Origin of the sequence: Actinosynnema pretiosum (assembly GCF_024171695.1) — a bacterium.
GTDB classification, from domain to species: Bacteria; Actinomycetota; Actinomycetes; order Mycobacteriales; family Pseudonocardiaceae; genus Actinosynnema; species Actinosynnema pretiosum.
This window is the reverse complement of the sequence record NZ_JAMTCF010000022.1, coordinates 69,894-85,147: the sequence shown is the minus strand read 5'-3', so window position 1 is coordinate 85,147 and position 15,254 is coordinate 69,894. Positions and strand designations below refer to the sequence as shown.

Annotated in this window: 17 protein-coding genes; 10 read left to right on the top strand and 7 right to left on the bottom strand. The window is 73.1% G+C overall.

What is annotated here, in order from left to right:
• Positions 1–171: 171 nt before the first annotated feature.
• The 4 genes from LV78_RS34240 to LV78_RS34220 form a co-directional block, all read right to left on the bottom strand.
• Positions 172–612 (bottom strand): hypothetical protein, encoded by a 441-nt coding sequence (locus LV78_RS34240; protein WP_253850136.1) that lies wholly within the window; start codon positions 610–612, stop codon positions 172–174.
• A 91-nt stretch (positions 613–703) separates the two neighbouring features.
• Positions 704–1,159 (bottom strand): hypothetical protein, encoded by a 456-nt coding sequence (locus tag LV78_RS34235; protein WP_253850135.1) that lies wholly within the window; start codon positions 1,157–1,159, stop codon positions 704–706.
• Between the two features lie 729 nt (positions 1,160–1,888).
• On the bottom strand, positions 1,889–2,368 hold the full coding sequence (locus LV78_RS34225) for a hypothetical protein (RefSeq protein WP_253850134.1): 480 nt from the start codon (positions 2,366–2,368) through the stop codon (positions 1,889–1,891).
• A gap of 351 nt (positions 2,369–2,719) precedes the next feature.
• On the bottom strand, positions 2,720–3,562 hold the full coding sequence (locus tag LV78_RS34220; RefSeq protein ID WP_253850133.1) for a helix-turn-helix domain-containing protein: 843 nt from the start codon (positions 3,560–3,562) through the stop codon (positions 2,720–2,722).
• A 14-nt stretch (positions 3,563–3,576) separates the two neighbouring features.
• Between LV78_RS34220 and LV78_RS34215 the strand changes: the two genes are divergently transcribed.
• Entirely contained in the window at positions 3,577–4,617 is a 1,041-nt protein-coding gene (locus LV78_RS34215) for an aldo/keto reductase family protein (protein WP_308208789.1), read from the top strand.
• Here the strand turns inward: LV78_RS34215 and LV78_RS34210 are convergent.
• On the bottom strand, positions 4,604–5,494 hold the full coding sequence (locus LV78_RS34210) for a LysR family transcriptional regulator (protein ID WP_253850131.1): 891 nt from the start codon (positions 5,492–5,494) through the stop codon (positions 4,604–4,606). The genes LV78_RS34215 and LV78_RS34210 overlap by 14 nt on opposite strands.
• Positions 5,495–5,578: 84 nt before the next feature.
• On the opposite strand from LV78_RS34210, the gene LV78_RS34205 reads away from it, so the two are divergent.
• The gene (locus LV78_RS34205) at positions 5,579–6,319 is read left to right on the top strand and encodes a siderophore-interacting protein (RefSeq protein WP_253850130.1); all 741 of its coding nucleotides are present in this window, start codon (positions 5,579–5,581) and stop codon (positions 6,317–6,319) included.
• On the opposite strand, the gene LV78_RS34200 is transcribed toward LV78_RS34205, so the two are convergent.
• Entirely contained in the window at positions 6,306–6,689 is a 384-nt protein-coding gene (locus LV78_RS34200; RefSeq protein WP_504923070.1) for a hypothetical protein, read from the bottom strand. The genes LV78_RS34205 and LV78_RS34200 overlap by 14 nt on opposite strands.
• Positions 6,656–6,994, bottom strand: coding sequence for a TetR/AcrR family transcriptional regulator (locus LV78_RS34195; protein ID WP_253850128.1), 339 nt, complete (start codon positions 6,992–6,994; stop codon positions 6,656–6,658). Before LV78_RS34195 ends, LV78_RS34200 begins: the two co-directional genes overlap by 34 nt.
• On the opposite strand from LV78_RS34195, the gene LV78_RS34190 reads away from it, so the two are divergent.
• The 8 genes from LV78_RS34190 to LV78_RS34160 all read left to right on the top strand — a co-directional run bounded on the left by LV78_RS34190 (position 6,972) and on the right by LV78_RS34160 (position 15,243).
• Positions 6,972–7,853, top strand: coding sequence for an oxidoreductase (locus tag LV78_RS34190; protein ID WP_253850127.1), 882 nt, complete (start codon positions 6,972–6,974; stop codon positions 7,851–7,853). The two genes, LV78_RS34195 and LV78_RS34190, sit on opposite strands and share 23 nt — an antisense overlap.
• A complete protein-coding gene (locus LV78_RS34185; protein WP_253850126.1) occupies positions 7,850–8,518 on the top strand; it encodes a Rossmann-fold NAD(P)-binding domain-containing protein in 669 nt (222 codons plus the stop codon). The genes LV78_RS34190 and LV78_RS34185 overlap by 4 nt, the downstream gene beginning before the upstream one ends.
• Before the next feature lie 16 nt (positions 8,519–8,534).
• Positions 8,535–8,666, top strand: a complete 132-nt coding sequence (locus LV78_RS41245) for a hypothetical protein (protein ID WP_301307862.1) — start codon at positions 8,535–8,537, stop codon at positions 8,664–8,666.
• Positions 8,667–8,979: 313 nt separating this feature from the next.
• Positions 8,980–9,240: an acyl carrier protein gene (locus LV78_RS34180; RefSeq protein WP_253850125.1), complete on the top strand. Its 261-nt coding sequence runs from the start codon at positions 8,980–8,982 to the stop codon at positions 9,238–9,240.
• Positions 9,237–10,211 (top strand): ketoacyl-ACP synthase III, encoded by a 975-nt coding sequence (locus tag LV78_RS34175; RefSeq protein WP_253850124.1) that lies wholly within the window; start codon positions 9,237–9,239, stop codon positions 10,209–10,211. The genes LV78_RS34180 and LV78_RS34175 overlap by 4 nt, the downstream gene beginning before the upstream one ends.
• Positions 10,212–10,238: 27 nt before the next feature.
• Positions 10,239–11,561 (top strand): cytochrome P450, encoded by a 1,323-nt coding sequence (locus LV78_RS34170; protein ID WP_253850123.1) that lies wholly within the window; start codon positions 10,239–10,241, stop codon positions 11,559–11,561.
• The gene (locus tag LV78_RS34165; RefSeq protein WP_253850122.1) at positions 11,558–12,601 is read left to right on the top strand and encodes a 3-oxoacyl-[acyl-carrier-protein] synthase III C-terminal domain-containing protein; all 1,044 of its coding nucleotides are present in this window, start codon (positions 11,558–11,560) and stop codon (positions 12,599–12,601) included. Before LV78_RS34170 ends, LV78_RS34165 begins: the two co-directional genes overlap by 4 nt.
• Positions 12,598–15,243 carry an aminotransferase class III-fold pyridoxal phosphate-dependent enzyme gene (locus LV78_RS34160; protein WP_253850121.1) on the top strand — a complete coding sequence of 882 codons (2,646 nt, stop codon included), beginning with the start codon at positions 12,598–12,600 and terminating at the stop codon, positions 15,241–15,243. The genes LV78_RS34165 and LV78_RS34160 overlap by 4 nt, the downstream gene beginning before the upstream one ends.
• Positions 15,244–15,254 lie beyond the last annotated feature (11 nt).

Sequence of the window (15,254 nt, the reverse complement as noted above, 5' to 3'; positions counted from 1 at the left end):
CGGCGGCTGGCGGGCTGCGCCCACCTCGGCGGCGTGGACGCGCACGATGCCCGCGTGACGGCTACGCCCCGCTCGCCGAGACCGCCGAGCGCCACCGAACCGACAGCGGGGTCGGTGGCGCTGCGTCTCAAGGGCTCCCTCAGGGCCGTGCAGGCGCTGGGGCGTGTCGGATCAGCGGCGTCCGGTGGACAGGACGACGAGGAACTGGCCGCCGCCTGCTTCGACGGTCGCGGTCACCGGCAGGTCGGGGGTGAGCCGGGAGAACCGGTCGGCCAGCCAGTCGGCCGCCTCCTGGGCGTCCTGCCGGGTGGGGCAGCGGGCCACCACCTCGCGCCCGCCCTTGCGCTCCAGCCGCCCGGCGACGGTGATCAGCGGTGCGGGGTCGGCCACGTGCAGGCGCTCGGGCCAGGCGATGACGACCTTGACCGCGCCCTTGCGGGTGTTGCAGCCCCGGTGCGCCAGCCGCTCGGTGAGCTTGGCCTTCCGGTCGGCGGTCCGGCTGTCGACGCTGGGAACTCTGGAGTCGTTCACGGACATGTCGGGGTCGACCGGCTCGTCGCACACCCAGCAGCGCCAGCCGTCGCGTTCGGCCACGTCGTCGAGGAGACTCACCGGGGCACCCTAGCCCGCCGCCAGTTCGCCGAGTTCGGGGGTGAGGGGGCGGAGCATCGTGACGGCCACCGGGTGGTCCGGAGGGCACGTCCTAGCGGGTCACCGGGGAGAAGTCCTGCTCGCCGTCCAGCAGCACACCCAGGTGCCACCGCTCCGGTGGGCGGTTCCGGTCGAAGGGCTTCCACGAGTAGCCGGGTTGGCAGCGCGCCACCAGCACGTCCCGCTCCCCGAGCAGGACGTTCCGGAAGAAGTCGACGGCTCCGTAGTTCCCTGCGGAGTCGAACCTGATCCTGTGGAGCCCGGAGGGGAGGGGGACGAACTTCGTGAACGGGGACTGAGTGCTGATGCCGCACAGGGTTCTCCCCTCCCTGGAAAGGATGGCGATCCTCCAGTTGCTCGACACGGTGTCCACGTTCTTCGCCCTGCTCACGACGTACAGGAGTATCCCGGTCCGCTGCTTCTTCCTCGCTCGGGAGAGCCGCCACTTCGCGCCGGGCGGAACCATCTCCCAATCCAGATCCCCTACTTCGAGGGCGTACTCCTTCACGTCTCTCCCCGGTCGTGTTCCGGCCCTGCCTCAGCACTCGCTCGGCCGAGTCCAGCACGAAGTGCGCGATACCGCCTGTTCTGGCGCAGACAGGCGAGCGCGGGGGCCTCGTCAACGTAGAACTCACGATCCCCTTGGCCCGGAAAGGAACCGAGCTCTTCCTCCTCCTCCTCCTCGTCGTCGTGAGTGCGACGGCAGTTGTGCGCTGCACAGCTCCGTCCGGTGCGGTTGGGACGGTTGACGCGGCCTCGTGGCACCCGGTGCGGGTGGACGCGCAGGGCGAGTTCGTCAAGATCGGCGACCTGAAGCCCGGTCAGCGCCGTCCTGGCCCATAGGACACCGGAGAAGCACTGCAACCGCCTGGTCGTGGACGCGATCCTGTACGCGGTCGATGACGGCATCAAGTGGCGCGCCCTGCCTGCGGTTTCCCGCCTTGGAACACCGTTTGCCAGCGCTTCGCCGCGTGCCGCCCCGACCGTCGTCCTACGACCGGGTGGGGGACCGCTTCCGTCTCGCGTGGGCCGACACCGGCTACCACGTTGCCTTCCTCGACCTCCGGCGCGAACTGCGTCCCGTCGAGGAATACCGGAACGCTACCAGTGGGGAATGGGCCGAGTTCGACGAGCACTATGACAAGCGCAAGGTCGAACTCGGCTCCTGCGGGCGCCCCTGCATGACCCTGACTTCCTGCGGGCCAAGCGTGACGAGACCCGGCGTCGCGCCAATCGGTCAGCTGCTCGACGGTTCGTCCGGGCAGTCGGCTTTGGTCCAGGTGGCGATCAAGTCACGACTGACGATGGTGAGCGATCCGTCGAGGAAGCCGATCTCATGGCTGCATCCGTGTTCGTGGGGCAGGATCTCATCCAGCGTGACCGCACCGAAGCCGGCCCAGTCGGACTGGGTGACCGCGTCGAGGCTGAGACCGTTGACGCCGACGTAGCGAATGCTCAGGTCTTCTTCGTGTTTCCAGCAGTTGTGGCGGAAGCCGAGTTGCAGCCAGTCTTCGCCGGCGGTTGCTCCGCGCAGCAGCGTGTCCGGCGTCAGGTCCTTGACGCACCGCCTGCTGAAGAAGTTGTAGTGATCCGGATCGGCGGCGAACGACCGCGCGCCAGGAGGGAGAGCGCCGACCAGCGTGGGCAGCAGGCCAAGGTATGCATCAGGATCGAGGAAGTTGCCGGTTTCGGTCGCTTGCACCCTGACGTGTTTCATCCGCTGTTCAACCTCTTCGCTGATGTGGTCGCAGTGCGCCAGGACCAGTGGGGGACTATTCAGGACGCGGACCGCGTGCCTCGCACCGGCCTTACTCCCACTGGTTCGGCGCACTGAGCCTCAGACGTCCCTGAACGCCGTTGTCGGCCTCGCCAGATCGTCACACATCGATCAGCTGTACAGCCACCTGATTTCCAACGCCCACAGCAGCACCGCCAAGGTCGCACGACCGTGACCGGATGACGGGTCCGGCAACGTGGGACCACCCCCGCTCGCGCGGGGAAGGCACTTCGTGATGGGGACTGCTGCTCGAACCCCGTTCGCCTGGTGATCGACCTGCCGGTGTGGCGGTCAGAGGATGCCTGCCTCGGCAGCCGTCCAGCTGGCGAGCATAGACAGGGCCTCGGCGTTCGGGGAGTGGGGTTCTGCGGTGTAGACCACCAAGGTCAGGCCGGGGTCTCGGGGGAGTTCCAGGAGTTCGGTGCCCAGTTCCAGCGGACCCGCCACGGGGTGGTGGAACGTGGTGATCGCGTTGCAGTGCTGGGTGACGTCGTGGTCTGACCAGTACCTGCGGAAGGAAGAGCTGTGGGTGGACAGTTCGGTGATCAGATCGGTCAGGGAACGGTCGGTTGGGGTTCGGGCTGCTTCTGCGCGGAGTAGTGCCACGGTTCCCGTTGCCACCTGGTGCCAGTTGGTGAAGAAATCTGGGGCGGTTGGGTTCAGGAAGACGAATGTGGCTTTGTTGGCGGAAGCGGTTTGTGGAGAGGTGAGCATGGGGGACAGCAGGGTTTCGGCTGCCGGGTTTCCTGCCAGGTAGTCCTGGCGGGCGTTGCGGACCCAGGCCGGGGCGGTGATCGTGGACAGGAGGTGCAGCACACCCTGGCGCACGTGGGGCGAGGGGTGTGGGCGCTTGGTGGTGGCGCGGGCCAGGTTGAACAGGTGGGTGCGTTCGGAGTCGTTCAGGTGCAGCGCCCTTGACAGGGATTCCAGGACGCCGTCGGACGCGCCTGACAGGTTGCCGCGTTCCAGGCGGGTGTAGTAGTCGGCGCTCACACCTGCCAGGAGGGCCACCTCCTCGCGGCGCAGGCCTGGGACTCGGCGCTTGTCCTTGAAGGTGGGCAGACCCGCTGCCGCGGGGGTGAGGCGGGCTCGGCGGGTTGAGAGGAAGGCCCGGATCTCACTGCGCGTGTCCACCAGTTCGAGGGTAGGTGTGCGGGGAGCGGCTTGGCAGGGTCTGGCAGTACCTGTGTCCGGTGGGCCAGGCGGGATGTGGGGTGCGCTGGTTGGGTGGGGGTGGGCGGGGAGGCCGCCTGAACGGCGTTGTGCGGGAGGAAATTGTGGCTGGGCACTACCGGGCGCTTGCTGTTGGCGTTGAGATTCCGCTTCTGGGGTTCGGGACTTACCTCATCCCGGACGAGCAGGCTGCTGATGCGGTTGAGGCTGCGATTCGTGCTGGATATCGGCACATCGACACGGCTGAGGCCTACGGCAACGAGCGTGGTGTCGGGGAGGGGATTCGGCGTGGGCTCGCGGCTGTGGGGATTGGGCGGGACGAGATTTTCGTGACCACCAAGTTGTTCCCAGGGATGGGCGGTGTGTTCAAGTCGGCTCGGGAGGTGGAAACGGCTTTCGAGGCCAGTTTGAGCGCGCTCGGGCTGGAGCACGTCGACCTGTATCTGATCCACGCGCCGTTCACGCCCGAGCAGCGGCTTGAGCAGTGGGGTGCGGTGGTCGGGTTGCACGAGAGCGGGCGGGCTCGGGCTGTGGGGGTGTCCAACTTCAACGTTCGGCACATCGAGGAGTTGGTGGCCGCCGGGCTGCCGTTGCCGCACGCCAACCAGATCGAACTGCACCCGTGGTCGCAGAAGCCGGAGATCGTGCGGTTCCTGGAGGGCAACGGGATCGTGCCGATCGCGTACAGCAGCCTGGTTCCGCTCTCCACGTGGCGGGCCGCGCCCGGGCACGCCAGCGGCAAGACCGACGAGATGCGGGCGGACGGGGAGAGCGGGGACTCGCCGTTCAAGGCGATGGCCGCCAAGCACGGGGTCAGCGAGGCTCAGGTGTTGTTGCGGTGGGGGGTGCAGAGCGGGTACCCGGTGCTGCCCAAGAGCACCGACCCGGCGCGGATCCGGGAGAACGCGGAGGTGTTCTCGTTCGAGTTGGACGAGGACGACATGCGGGTCATCGCCGGGCTGGACCGGGGGGCTGGGGTGGCTTGGCGGACCGGGGACCCGGTCAACAACGCCTGACCTCCTGGGCGCACTCGACCAAGGTGCGCACCACGGGCAGGGTCGAGTCCCGCGTGCGCCAGACGGCCACGTCGGACAGTCGGACGTCCAGGTCGCCGATCGGGAGCCACACCAGCGAGGTGACCGGGGTGACCAGGGCGGCCGTTCGGCGCGCGAGGAACGTGACGCCGTCGCCGATCGCCACCAGGGCCAGGAGCACCTCCAGGTCGGCCACCTCGGTGATCGCGCCCAGCGGGACGGTCCGCGTGGCCGCGGCTAGCTGGGCGTGCAGGCGGGGGTTCACCTCGCGTGGGCCCAGGACGATCCGTTCACCGGTCAGGTCGTGCAGGTGTACTTCCGCGCGTGAGGCGAGGGGGTGGTCTAGTGCGACCAGCAGGCCCAGGTGGTCGCTGGTGAGCTCCAGGGAGGACAGGTCGGGGTCGGTGGGCGGGTGCGATCCGCAGGCGAAGGCGATCGTCCCGTCGCGCAGGGCGGTCCACTGCTCGGTGCTGCCCATCGGCACGAGCTGGAGGGCGACGCGCGGGGCGCGCCTGCGGAACGCGGCCATGAGCGAGGCCAGCGCTCCGGTGAAGGTGGCGCCCTGCTCGAAGCCGATGGTCACGGTGCCCCGCCTGCCCTGCGCGACATCCCTGGCCTCCTCTACGGCCGCGTCGACGTCCGTCAGCACCCCGCGCGCCCGGTCCGCGAAGGCCTTTCCGGCGGCGGTGAGGCGGATCCCGCGTCCGGCCTGCTCGAACAGCGCCACGCCCAGTTCCTCTTGGAGGTCCTTCATCTGGCGGCTCAGCGGGGACTGGGAGACGTGCAGCCGTTCGGCGGCCCTGCGGAAGTTCTGCTCCTCGGCGATCGTCACGAAGTAGCGCAGGTGCCTCAGTTCCACGGGGATGATCGATGCTTCGGAGGTCTCATAGGGGCGCATTCTATGTCTTGGACAGATCAATTCGGGGCTCATAGCGTCGGTCCTATGACGACCACGGCCCACGGGCGCTTCACGTCGCTGCTCCTCGACCTCGCGACGCACGAGGCCGAGGTCACCCGCGTCGAGGAGGTGGGGGCCGGATTGAGGTTGGTCTCGATCGCGGGTGACGGGCTGCGGGCGGCGGCCTGGGAGCCGGGGGACGTGGTGCAGGTCATCGTCGTGGGGGAGGCGCTGCTCGGGCCGTGGGAGATCCGCTCCTACACGCCGCTGGCGCTCGACCCGGCGACGGGGACGGCGCAGATCCTGTGGCACGTCCACGGCAACGGGCCCGGTTCGGACTGGGCGGCGTCGGCGGTGGAGGGCACGCCCTGCAGGGTGGTGGGGCCGCGTCGGGGTGTCCGGTTGCCCGCGTCGCACGGGGCGCTGGTCCTCTTCGGGGACGAGACGTCGTTCAGCACGGCCGTCGCGGTTCACCGGGCGCGTGACGCGCGGGTCGTCCTGGAGGTGGAGTCGGTCGAGGAGTCGCGTGCCGTGCTCGGCGGCTGGTTCGGTCTGGTCGACGTCGTGCTCGTGGCCAGGGAGCCGGGTGACGCCCACCTGGCCGAGGTCGAGCGGGCGGTGCTGGCCGCCCAGGGGGGCGGGGTGGACGTCGCGCCCGTGCTGACCGGCAAGGCGTCGTCGGTCCAGCGCCTGCACCGGGCGCTCCGGGGCGCTGGCGTCCAGGGGCGGCGGATCAGCGGCGTTCCCTACTGGGCCCCCGGAAAGAAGGGGCTCAAGGGGCGCTAGGCGAGCTCGGGCGCTGGGCGAGCTCGGCCAGCAGGCCGTACGCGGTCAGCTGGGTGGTCCTGCGGACCTGGGTGGTGAAGTCCGGGCGCATCGCGGCCAGGACCGGATCGGAGGCGTAGGCCGCCAGCATCGACTCCGCCGGGTGCTCGCACGGCCAAGCGGCGATCGCGGTGAACAGGGTGGCGCCCACGAGGGTCGTCGCGGCCTCGTCGGTGAGTTCGGGGAGGTGGCGCCTGGTCGTCCCGGCCAGGTCGCGCATCGCGGACCGGGCGGCGTGCTTGTGCTCGATCGCGGCCTCGGTGGAGATGTTGTGCTCCAGGACGGCCACCTGCGCGCTCAGCAGGTCGCACAGCACGGGGCGGTTCGCCAGGGACGTGGCCAGGGCGTCGGCCAGGCGGGTGGCGCGTTCGTGTGGGGGCCGGGGAGCGGGGGGTGCTCGGTGGGGAGGGCGGTGGCCCAGTTCCGCGCCTCGGCGTCGAGCAGGTGCAACAGGATCGTCTCGCGGGAGTCGAAGTAGCGCAGCACGTTCGGCTTGGCCAGGCCCACCCTGCGGCTCAGCTCGTTCAGGCTCAGCCGCGCGACCGGCGTCTCGGCCAGCATCGCCGCCGTCGCCTCCAGGATCTGCTGCCTGCGCTGGGTGCGCTGTTCCTCGTTGCGGGCGCGCTGGAAGGTCACCGGCGCCAACAGCGGCACCGGCAAGGAGGCCGCCGCCGCCGGGCTCGCGGCAGCGGGGGCGGACGTCGTGCTGGCGGTGCGCACCGTCGCCAAGGGGGAGCGGGCCCGAGGGGAGATCCTCGCGGCGCACCCCGGCGCGACGGTGGAGGTGCGGCGGCTCGACCTCGCCGACCTGGGGTCGGTGCGCGAGTTCGCCGACCGGCTGAGCGCGGACGGACGGCCGCTGGACCTGCTGCTCAACAACGCGGGCGTGATGATGCCGCCGGTGCGGCACGAGACCGCCGACGGGTTCGAGCTCCAGATCGGCAGCAACTTCCTCGGGCCGTTCGCCCTCACCGCGCGCCTGCTGCCCCTGCTGCTGCGCGCCCCCGCGCCCCGCGTCGCCACCATGAGCAGCGGGCAGGCCAACGGCGCGACCATCCGGTTCGACGACCTGAACTGGAAGCGCGAGTACCGGGCCGTCCCCGCCTACGGGCAGTCCAAGCTCGCCGACCTGCTGATGACCGGGCACCTGGCGACCCTGGCCCGCGAGAAGGGCTGGCCGCTGCTGTCCACGGCCGCGCACCCCGGCAACTCGCGCACCGACCTGTTCGTCAACGGCCCCACGCTCGGCGGTCGCCCGCCGCTGGCGCTGCGGCTCGCCCTGCGCGTCGTGCCCGCCCACAGCGCGGCGGACGGCGCGGCCCCGCTGCTGCGTGCGGCCACCGACCCCGACGCGGCGCAGGGCGGGTACTACGGGCCCCGGTGGGGCGTGGTCGGGCGGGCGGTGCCGGTGGAGCTGCCACGTGCGGCGACCGACGCGGACGCCGCGCGCAGGTTGTGGGCGCTGGCCGAGGAGCTGACCGGGGTGTCGGCGTGAAGGTCCTGGTGTTCGGCGGCAGCGGGCTGATCGGGGACGGGTTCGTCCGGGAGGCGCTGCGGGCCGGTGACGTCACCGAGGTCGTCAGCGTCGGGCGCGCCCCGCTCGGGCTCGACCACCCGAGGCTGCGGCACGTCGTGCACGCGGACTTCCTCGACTTCGGCGCGCTGCGCGCGGAGTTCACCGGCGTCGCCGCCTGCCTGTGGGGCCTCGGCGTCTCCGCAGGGCGGGTGAGCGCGCGGGACTACGAGCGCGTCACCCACGACTTCACGGCGGCGGCCGTGCGGGTGCTCGCCGAGGTCAGCCCCGGCGCGGCGTTCGCGTACGTCTCCGGCGGCGGGACCGACCGCGACGGGCGCAGCCGGTGGGCGCGGGTCGAGGGGCGCACCGAGGACCTGGTGATCGGGGCCTTCGCGCGCGGGTACGCGCTGCGGCCGGGGTTCGTGCTCTCCGCGCACGGCAGGCGCTCCGCCACCCCCGCCTACCGCTGGGCCGCGCGAGCCGTCACCCCGCTCGCCCCCGTGCTGCGCCTGGCCGGACTCGGGCCGCTGCTGCTCACCGACACCGCGCAGCTCGGCCGCGCCGCGCTGAACCTGGCCCGGCGCGGCTACCCCGAGCGGGTGCTGGAGAACCGGGACATCGTTGCTCTGGGCGGGGCGGGGTGACGGACGTGGACGCGGCGTGGGAGGCGCTCCGGCCGCCCGCGCCCGACCTGCGGTCCTGGACGCCGTCCACGCCGCCGTCGCCGCCCCGGTGTGGGGGGTGCTGCTCGTCGGGCTCGCTGTCACCCACGCCGACCTGCGCGCCCGGTGAGCGGCTGCGCGGTGGGCCACCGAGGGCGGCGCGCGCTGCGCCGACGGGTCCGCACCGGTCGGGAACGCGGTCTCGCACGGGCGCGCATCCTCGCACCACCGGCCTCACCTGGTCGGGTGGGATCGGAAGACCTGCGGGGCACCCGGAGCAGCACGGGTCTGGGCCATCGGGATGGCGGCGCTCGTACGTCCGGCTGTTCGCGCGCCACCGGGCTTCCGGCGGCCCGGCGCGCGCCCCAACACTTCCGCTCAGCCGCCGCCCCACCAGCCCTCCCGACCGGCGGCGCGGGAACCCGGCGGAACGGAGAGCCCCCATGTCGCCAGCGGAACTCGAAGAGATCCTGACCCGCCTCGTCCACCCCGACGACCCCCACCGCCGGGTGCTGCTCCCGCCCGAGAGCCTGGACACCCCGCTCGACGACCTGGACGTCGACTCCCTGTCCAGGGCCGAGATGGTCGCCGTCCTCGGCGACACCTACCGCATCGACATCAGCGACGAGCAGGCCGCCGCGCTCGACACCCCGCGCGCCGTGCTGGAGTTCGTCTCCGCCCACGCCACACCGGGCGGGCCGTGAGCGCGGTGGCCTGCCGGGTCGTGGCCACCGGCGCGCACCGGCCCGCGCCCGTCGACTCCGGCGAGGTCGCCGCCCGGCTCGGGCGCCCCCGCGAGTGGGTCGTGGAGCGCACCGGGATCGAGGCGCGGTGCGTGGCCTCGGCGCGCGAGTCGGTCGAGACCATGGCCGTGCTCGCCGCGACCGACGCGCTCGCCGCCGCGAGCACGCCCGCGAGCGCGGTGGACGTGCTCGTCGTCGCCACCTCCACCAACCCCCGGCCCTGCCCGGCGGTCGCGCCGAAGGTGGCCGCCGCGCTCGGGCTGCGGGTGCCCGCGTTCGACGTCAACGTGGCCTGCGCCGGGTTCTGCTACGCCCTGAACCTGGCCCGCTCCCTCATCGCGTCCGGGGACTGCGCGACGGCGCTGGTGGTCGGCGCCGACCGGATGCTCGACATCGTCGACCCCGACGACCCCGGCACCGCCCCGGTGTTCGCGGACGGGGCGGGCGCGGTGCTGATCACCGCGACGGACGGCCCGCCGGGGGTGGGACCGGTGGTGTGGGGCTCGGAGGGCGACCGGGCGGTGGCGCTGGAGGTGCGGCCCGCGCTGCTCGGCGAACCGGCCGGGACCACCAGGCCCGCGCTGCGCATGGACGGGCTCGCGGTCATCCGCTGGGCCTGCGCCACCGTGCCCGACGCGGTGCGCCGCATCCTCGCCGCCACCGGTCTCGGCTGGGACGACGTCGGCGCGCTCGTGCCGCACCAGGCCAACTGGAAGCTCATCGAGCGCGTCACCGCCCGGCTCGACCCGCCCGCGCACGTCGTGGTCGCCGATGACGTGCGCACCACCGGCAACACCAGCGCCGCGTCCGTGCCGCTGGCCCTGCACCGGCTCGTCGCCGACGGGCGGGTCCGGGCGGGCGACTGGGCCGTGCTGATCGGCTTCGGCGCCGGCCTGGCCTACGCGGGCCAAGCCGTCCGCGTCCCCGGCTGACCCCGCCCCCTGGGAAGGACCGCAGCGATGACCATGACCGGGATCGACGCGCACGCCCCGCGCGGCGCGCCACCGCCGGGACCACGCCTGCCGTGGCCGGTGCAGACCGCCCTCTACACCCGCCGCGACCGCTGGGCCCGCCGCCTGCGCGCCAAGTACGGCGACGTCGTCGCGCTCGACATCTGGCCGTGGCGTGCCGTGGTCTTCCTCTACGACCCCGCCCACGTCCAGGCCATGACCGGCTCCCCGCCGTCCCGCTTCCACGGCGGCGAGGGCAACCTGCCGCTCAAGCCCGTCATGGGCGAGCACTCGCTGCTCAGCGTCGACGGCGACGAGCACCGGCGGGCGCGGGCACTGCTGTCGCCGCTGTTCACCAAGCCCGCCGTGCGCGGCTACCGGGACGCCGTCCGCGAGCTCGCCGAGCACGAGATCGCCACCTGGCCCGTCGGCTCGCCGTTCCCCAGCTACCCGAGGGTGCGCCGCCTCGCCCTGCGGGTGATCTCGCGCGTGGTGCTCGGCGCGGAAGACGACCCGCGCCTGCCCCTGCTGCGCGAGCTGTTCGACGTGCTCCCCGCCGTCGACATCCCCGTCCTGCTCGGGCTGCCCAGCCCGGTCCTGCGCTGCTGGGGGCGGTGGCGCCGGGCCGCGCTGACCCTGGACCGCCTCGACGCGCTCGTCCACGCCATCACCGCCGACCGCCGCACCGACCCCCGGCTGGCCGAGCGGACCGACCTGCTCTCCCGGCTGCTCGTCGCGGCCGGGCCGGGGGCGCTGAGCCCGCCGGAGCTGCGCGACCACGTCGTCACCCTCGTCATCGCGGGCTACGAGACCACCGCCAGCACCCTGGCCTGGGCGCTGCACGAGCTGGCCCGCCACCCCGCCGCGGCCCGCACCGCCGCGTCCGGCGACACCGACTACCTGGAGGCGGTGGTCAAGGAGACGCTGCGGCGGCACCCCCCGATCTCCGAGCTGCCGTGGACGCTCACCGAGGACGTCGAGCTGGCCGGGTACCGGCTGGCCAGGGGCGCCACGCTCATGCCGGTCATCGGCGTGGTGCACAACGACCCCGCGCACCACCGCGACCCGCGCGCGTTCCGGCCCGAGCGGTTCCTGGAGCAGGGGGCGGTGCCCGCGCACACCTGGATGCCGTTCGGCAACGGCGTCCGGCGCTGCGTGGGGGCGAACCTGGCGGTGCTGGAGGCGGTGGAGGTGCTCCGGGTCGTGCTCGCCCGCCACTCGCTGACCGCCGACCGGCGCCGCCCCGAGCGCCCCGCCTCCCGGCTGGTCACCAGCGCGCCCGCGCGCGGCGCCAGGATCGTCCTCACCCCGACCGGCGGGGGCGCGCGGTGAGGCTGCGGGCGGTCGCCGCCGAACTGCCCTCGCGCGAGGTCGGCAACGCCGACGTCGTCGACCTGATCGCCGAGCACAGCGCGGACTCCTTCACCGGGGACCTGGACGCCCTGCTGCGCCGGGTCGACGTCTACCTGCGGCACACCGGCTCCCGCACCCGCCGCTGGCTCGACACCGGCGAGCGGCCCGTCGACCTGCTGCGCGCCGCAGCCCGCACCGCGCTGCGCCGGGCCGGGCTGGAACCGGGCCAGGTCGACCTGCTGGTGTACACCGGCGTCGGCCGGGGCTTCCTGGAACCGGCGGGCGCCTACCACGCCGCCGCCGCCCTCGGCGCGGACCGCGCGCACTGCTTCGACCTGCTCGACGCGTGCATGAGCTGGACCAGGGCCGTCCAGGTGGTCGAGTCGCTGTTCCTGGCGGGGCGCCACCGGACGGCGCTGGTCGTCAACGCCGAGTTCAGCATGAGACCCGGCGGGGCCGTGGTGCCCGGCGCGTTCCGGCTGCCTGAGGCGAAGGCGCTGGCGTCCACGTTCGCCGCCTGCACCCTCGGCGAGGCCGCCACCGCGACCGTGCTCACCGCAGAGGACGGCGAGCCGTGGCGGTTCAGCTTCCGCTCGCGCCCCGACCTCGCGCCGCTGTGCAACGTCACCCTGGACAACTACCGGGACTTCTGCGACCCCACCGGCAAGGAGGCGCACAACGGGGTCGGCGTCTTCACCTCCTTCGGGCTGGAGATGCACGCGCGCGGCCGGGAGGAGGCGCTGGCCGCGCTCGCCGCGCTGGACGTGCCGCACGAGCGGGTGGACGCGCTGTTCACGCACGCCTCAAGCAGCAGCTACTGGCAGGGCATGGCGGACGCGGTCGGCCTCGGGGCGGTGGTGCACCACGTCTACCCGCGCACCGGCAACGTCGTGTCCGCCTCGGTGCCCACCGCGATGGCGTCGGGGATCGAGGCGGGGCTGCTGAAACCGGGGCAGCGCGCGGTCGGCTGGGTCGGCAGCGCCGGGATGTCCTTCGGCGCCTTCACGTTCGTGCTGTGAGATCGGAGGCCGTTGTGCTCGGACACCTCGCCAGAGCGGTCGCGGCCCTCGCGCTGGAGGCCGCCCGCCACCTGCTCGTGCCCGCACCGCGCGGCAGTCGGGAGAGCGGCAGGCAGCGGCGCAGGGCGCGGGCCGCGCTGGCGTTCCTGGTGCGCATGGGGCCGATCTACATCAAGCTCGGCCAGATCGCCGCCACCCGCTCCGACCTGCTGCCCCCGGAGTGGACCGACACCCTGCGCGCCCTGCAGGACCGCGCCCCGCACATGCCGCCCGGCCCCACCCGCCGCGCGCTGGAGCGCGAGCTGGGCGGCCCGCTGGGCGAGGTGTTCCGGGACCTCGACCTGCGCCCGATCGCCAGCGCCTCCGTCGCCCAGGTGCACGTCGCGCACCTGCACGACGGCCGCAAGGTCGCCGTGAAGCTGGTCAAGGACGGGGTGCCCGAGGAGATCCGGCGCAGCCTGCGCGCGCTCGGCTCGCTCGTGCGCGCCGCCCACCTGCTCGTGCCGCGCCTGCGCCACCTGGACCTGCCGCACCGCTTCGACGAGGTCGCCCGCCTGCTGCTGCCGCAGGCCGACATGCGCCGCGAGGCCCACCAGCAGCAGCGGGTGCGCGCCGACTTCGCCGGGCACCCGCACGTGCGCGTGCCCGAGGTGGTGCCGGAGCTGGTGACCGCGCGGGTGCTCGTGATGGAGCACGTCGACGGCATCCCCGGCCGCGACGCGCACCTGGTCGACCTGCCGCGCGCCCAGCTCGCCCGGCGGTTGCAGGACGCCGTCTACACCATGCTCTACATGCACGGCCTGAGCCACGGCGACCCGCACCCCGGCAACGTGCTGTTCACCCCGTCCGGCGAGCTGGTGCTGCTCGACTACGGCGTCACCGCCGAGCTGACCGAGGACGAGAAGTGGGGCCTGTCCTCGTTCTACTACGCCTGCACCCGCAAGGAGTGGGCGCTCGCCGTCGACCGCTTCACCCGGCACTTCGTGCACGTCGGCCCCGGCCTCGCGGCCCGGCGCGCCCGGTACGAGCGGCGGATGGCCGAGGTGCTGCGCCACCACTTCGACACCAGCGCCGACCGGTGGTCCACCGTCGCGTACTTCGCCGACGTCAACGAGGTGCTGCGCGCGCACGGCTGCCGGTACACCACCACGTTCACCAAGGTCGAGCTGGTGTTCCTGTCCTGCGAGGGCTTCGCGGGCCAGATCGACCCGGACATCGACATCTGGGCCAACGCCCGCAGGTTCACCGACCGCTACTCGCCCTACATGAGCGCCGAGGTGGAGGAGCGGTTCGCCGAGGACTTCGCGGTGCGCGCCCCCACCTCGCTGCGGCTGCGCGAGCGCGCCCGCTCCACGCTGGTCGCCCCCACCCACGTGGACCGGTACTTCTTCCCCAGCGCGTTCCCGGTGTTCGTGCGGGAGGCGTCGGGCGGGCGGGTGCGGGACTTCGACGGCAACGAGTACGTCGACCTGTGCGGCGGCTACGGGCCCCACCTGCTGGGGTACGCGCACCCGGACGTGGTCGCGGCGGTCACCGAGGGCGTGCGGCGCGGGCACGTCAACGGCATCGGCAACCTGCCCGAGGTGGAGCTGGCCGAGCTGCTGGTGGCGGCGCTGCCCGGCGCGGAGCGCGCGGTGCTGTGCAACTCCGGGTCCGAGGCGGTGCTGCTGGCGATCCGGATGTGCCGGGGCGCGCGCGGCGGGCGCGCCAAGGTCGCCAAGTTCGAGGGCCACTACCACGGGCTCTCCGACCAGGGCCTGGTCAGCTCGTGGTTCCGCTTCGCGGGCGAGCGCGACCGGCCCGAACCGGTCGCGGGCTCGCACGGCGCCGACCCCGCCGCCGTCGCGGGCACCCTGGTGCTCCAGTACGGCGACGTCCCCGGCCTTGAGCGGCTGCGCGAGCACGCGGACGAGCTGGCCTGCGTGCTGCTGGAGCCGATGCCCACGTCGGTGGTCGCGCTCGACGTGCCGTTCCTGGCCGCGCTGCGCCGGGTGTGCGACGAGATCGGCGTTCCGCTGGTGTTCGACGAGGTGGTCAGCGGGTTCCGGGTCGCCTACGGCGGGGTGCAGTCGGTGGTGGGCGTGCGGCCGGACCTGACCTGCCTGGGCAAGGTGATCGGCGGCGGGCTGCCGTGCGGGGCGGTGGTCGGGCGGGCCGCGCTGGTCGACGTCGCCAGGAGCACCCGCGACCCGTTCCAGGACTACGAGCGCAAGGTCTTCGCGGGCGGCACGCTCAGCGGCAACTCGCTCAGCTGCGCCGCCGGGGTGGCCGTGCTGCGGCGGCTGCGCGCCGACCCCGGCGTCTACGCGCGGCTGGAGGCCGGGACCGAGCGGCTCGCCGGGGCGCTGCGCGAGGCGGCCGGGCAGCGCGGGATCGCCTGCCGGGTCTCGGCGCGCGGTTCCATCTTCTCGCTGACCTTCAGCCACCGCCCGGCCCGGCTGTACCGGGACCGGCTGACCGGCAGCGACTTCAAGGCCACGATCGCGCTGGCGTACTACATGCGCAGGCACGGGGTGCACCTGCCGGAGCTGCACGCGTTCCAGATCAGCGCCGCGCACACCGCCGAGGACCTGGAGCTGGTGGCCGACGCGTTCGCCAAGAGCTTGGACGAGATGACCGTGGACGGGTTCTTCACCGCGTGAGGGGTGGTTGT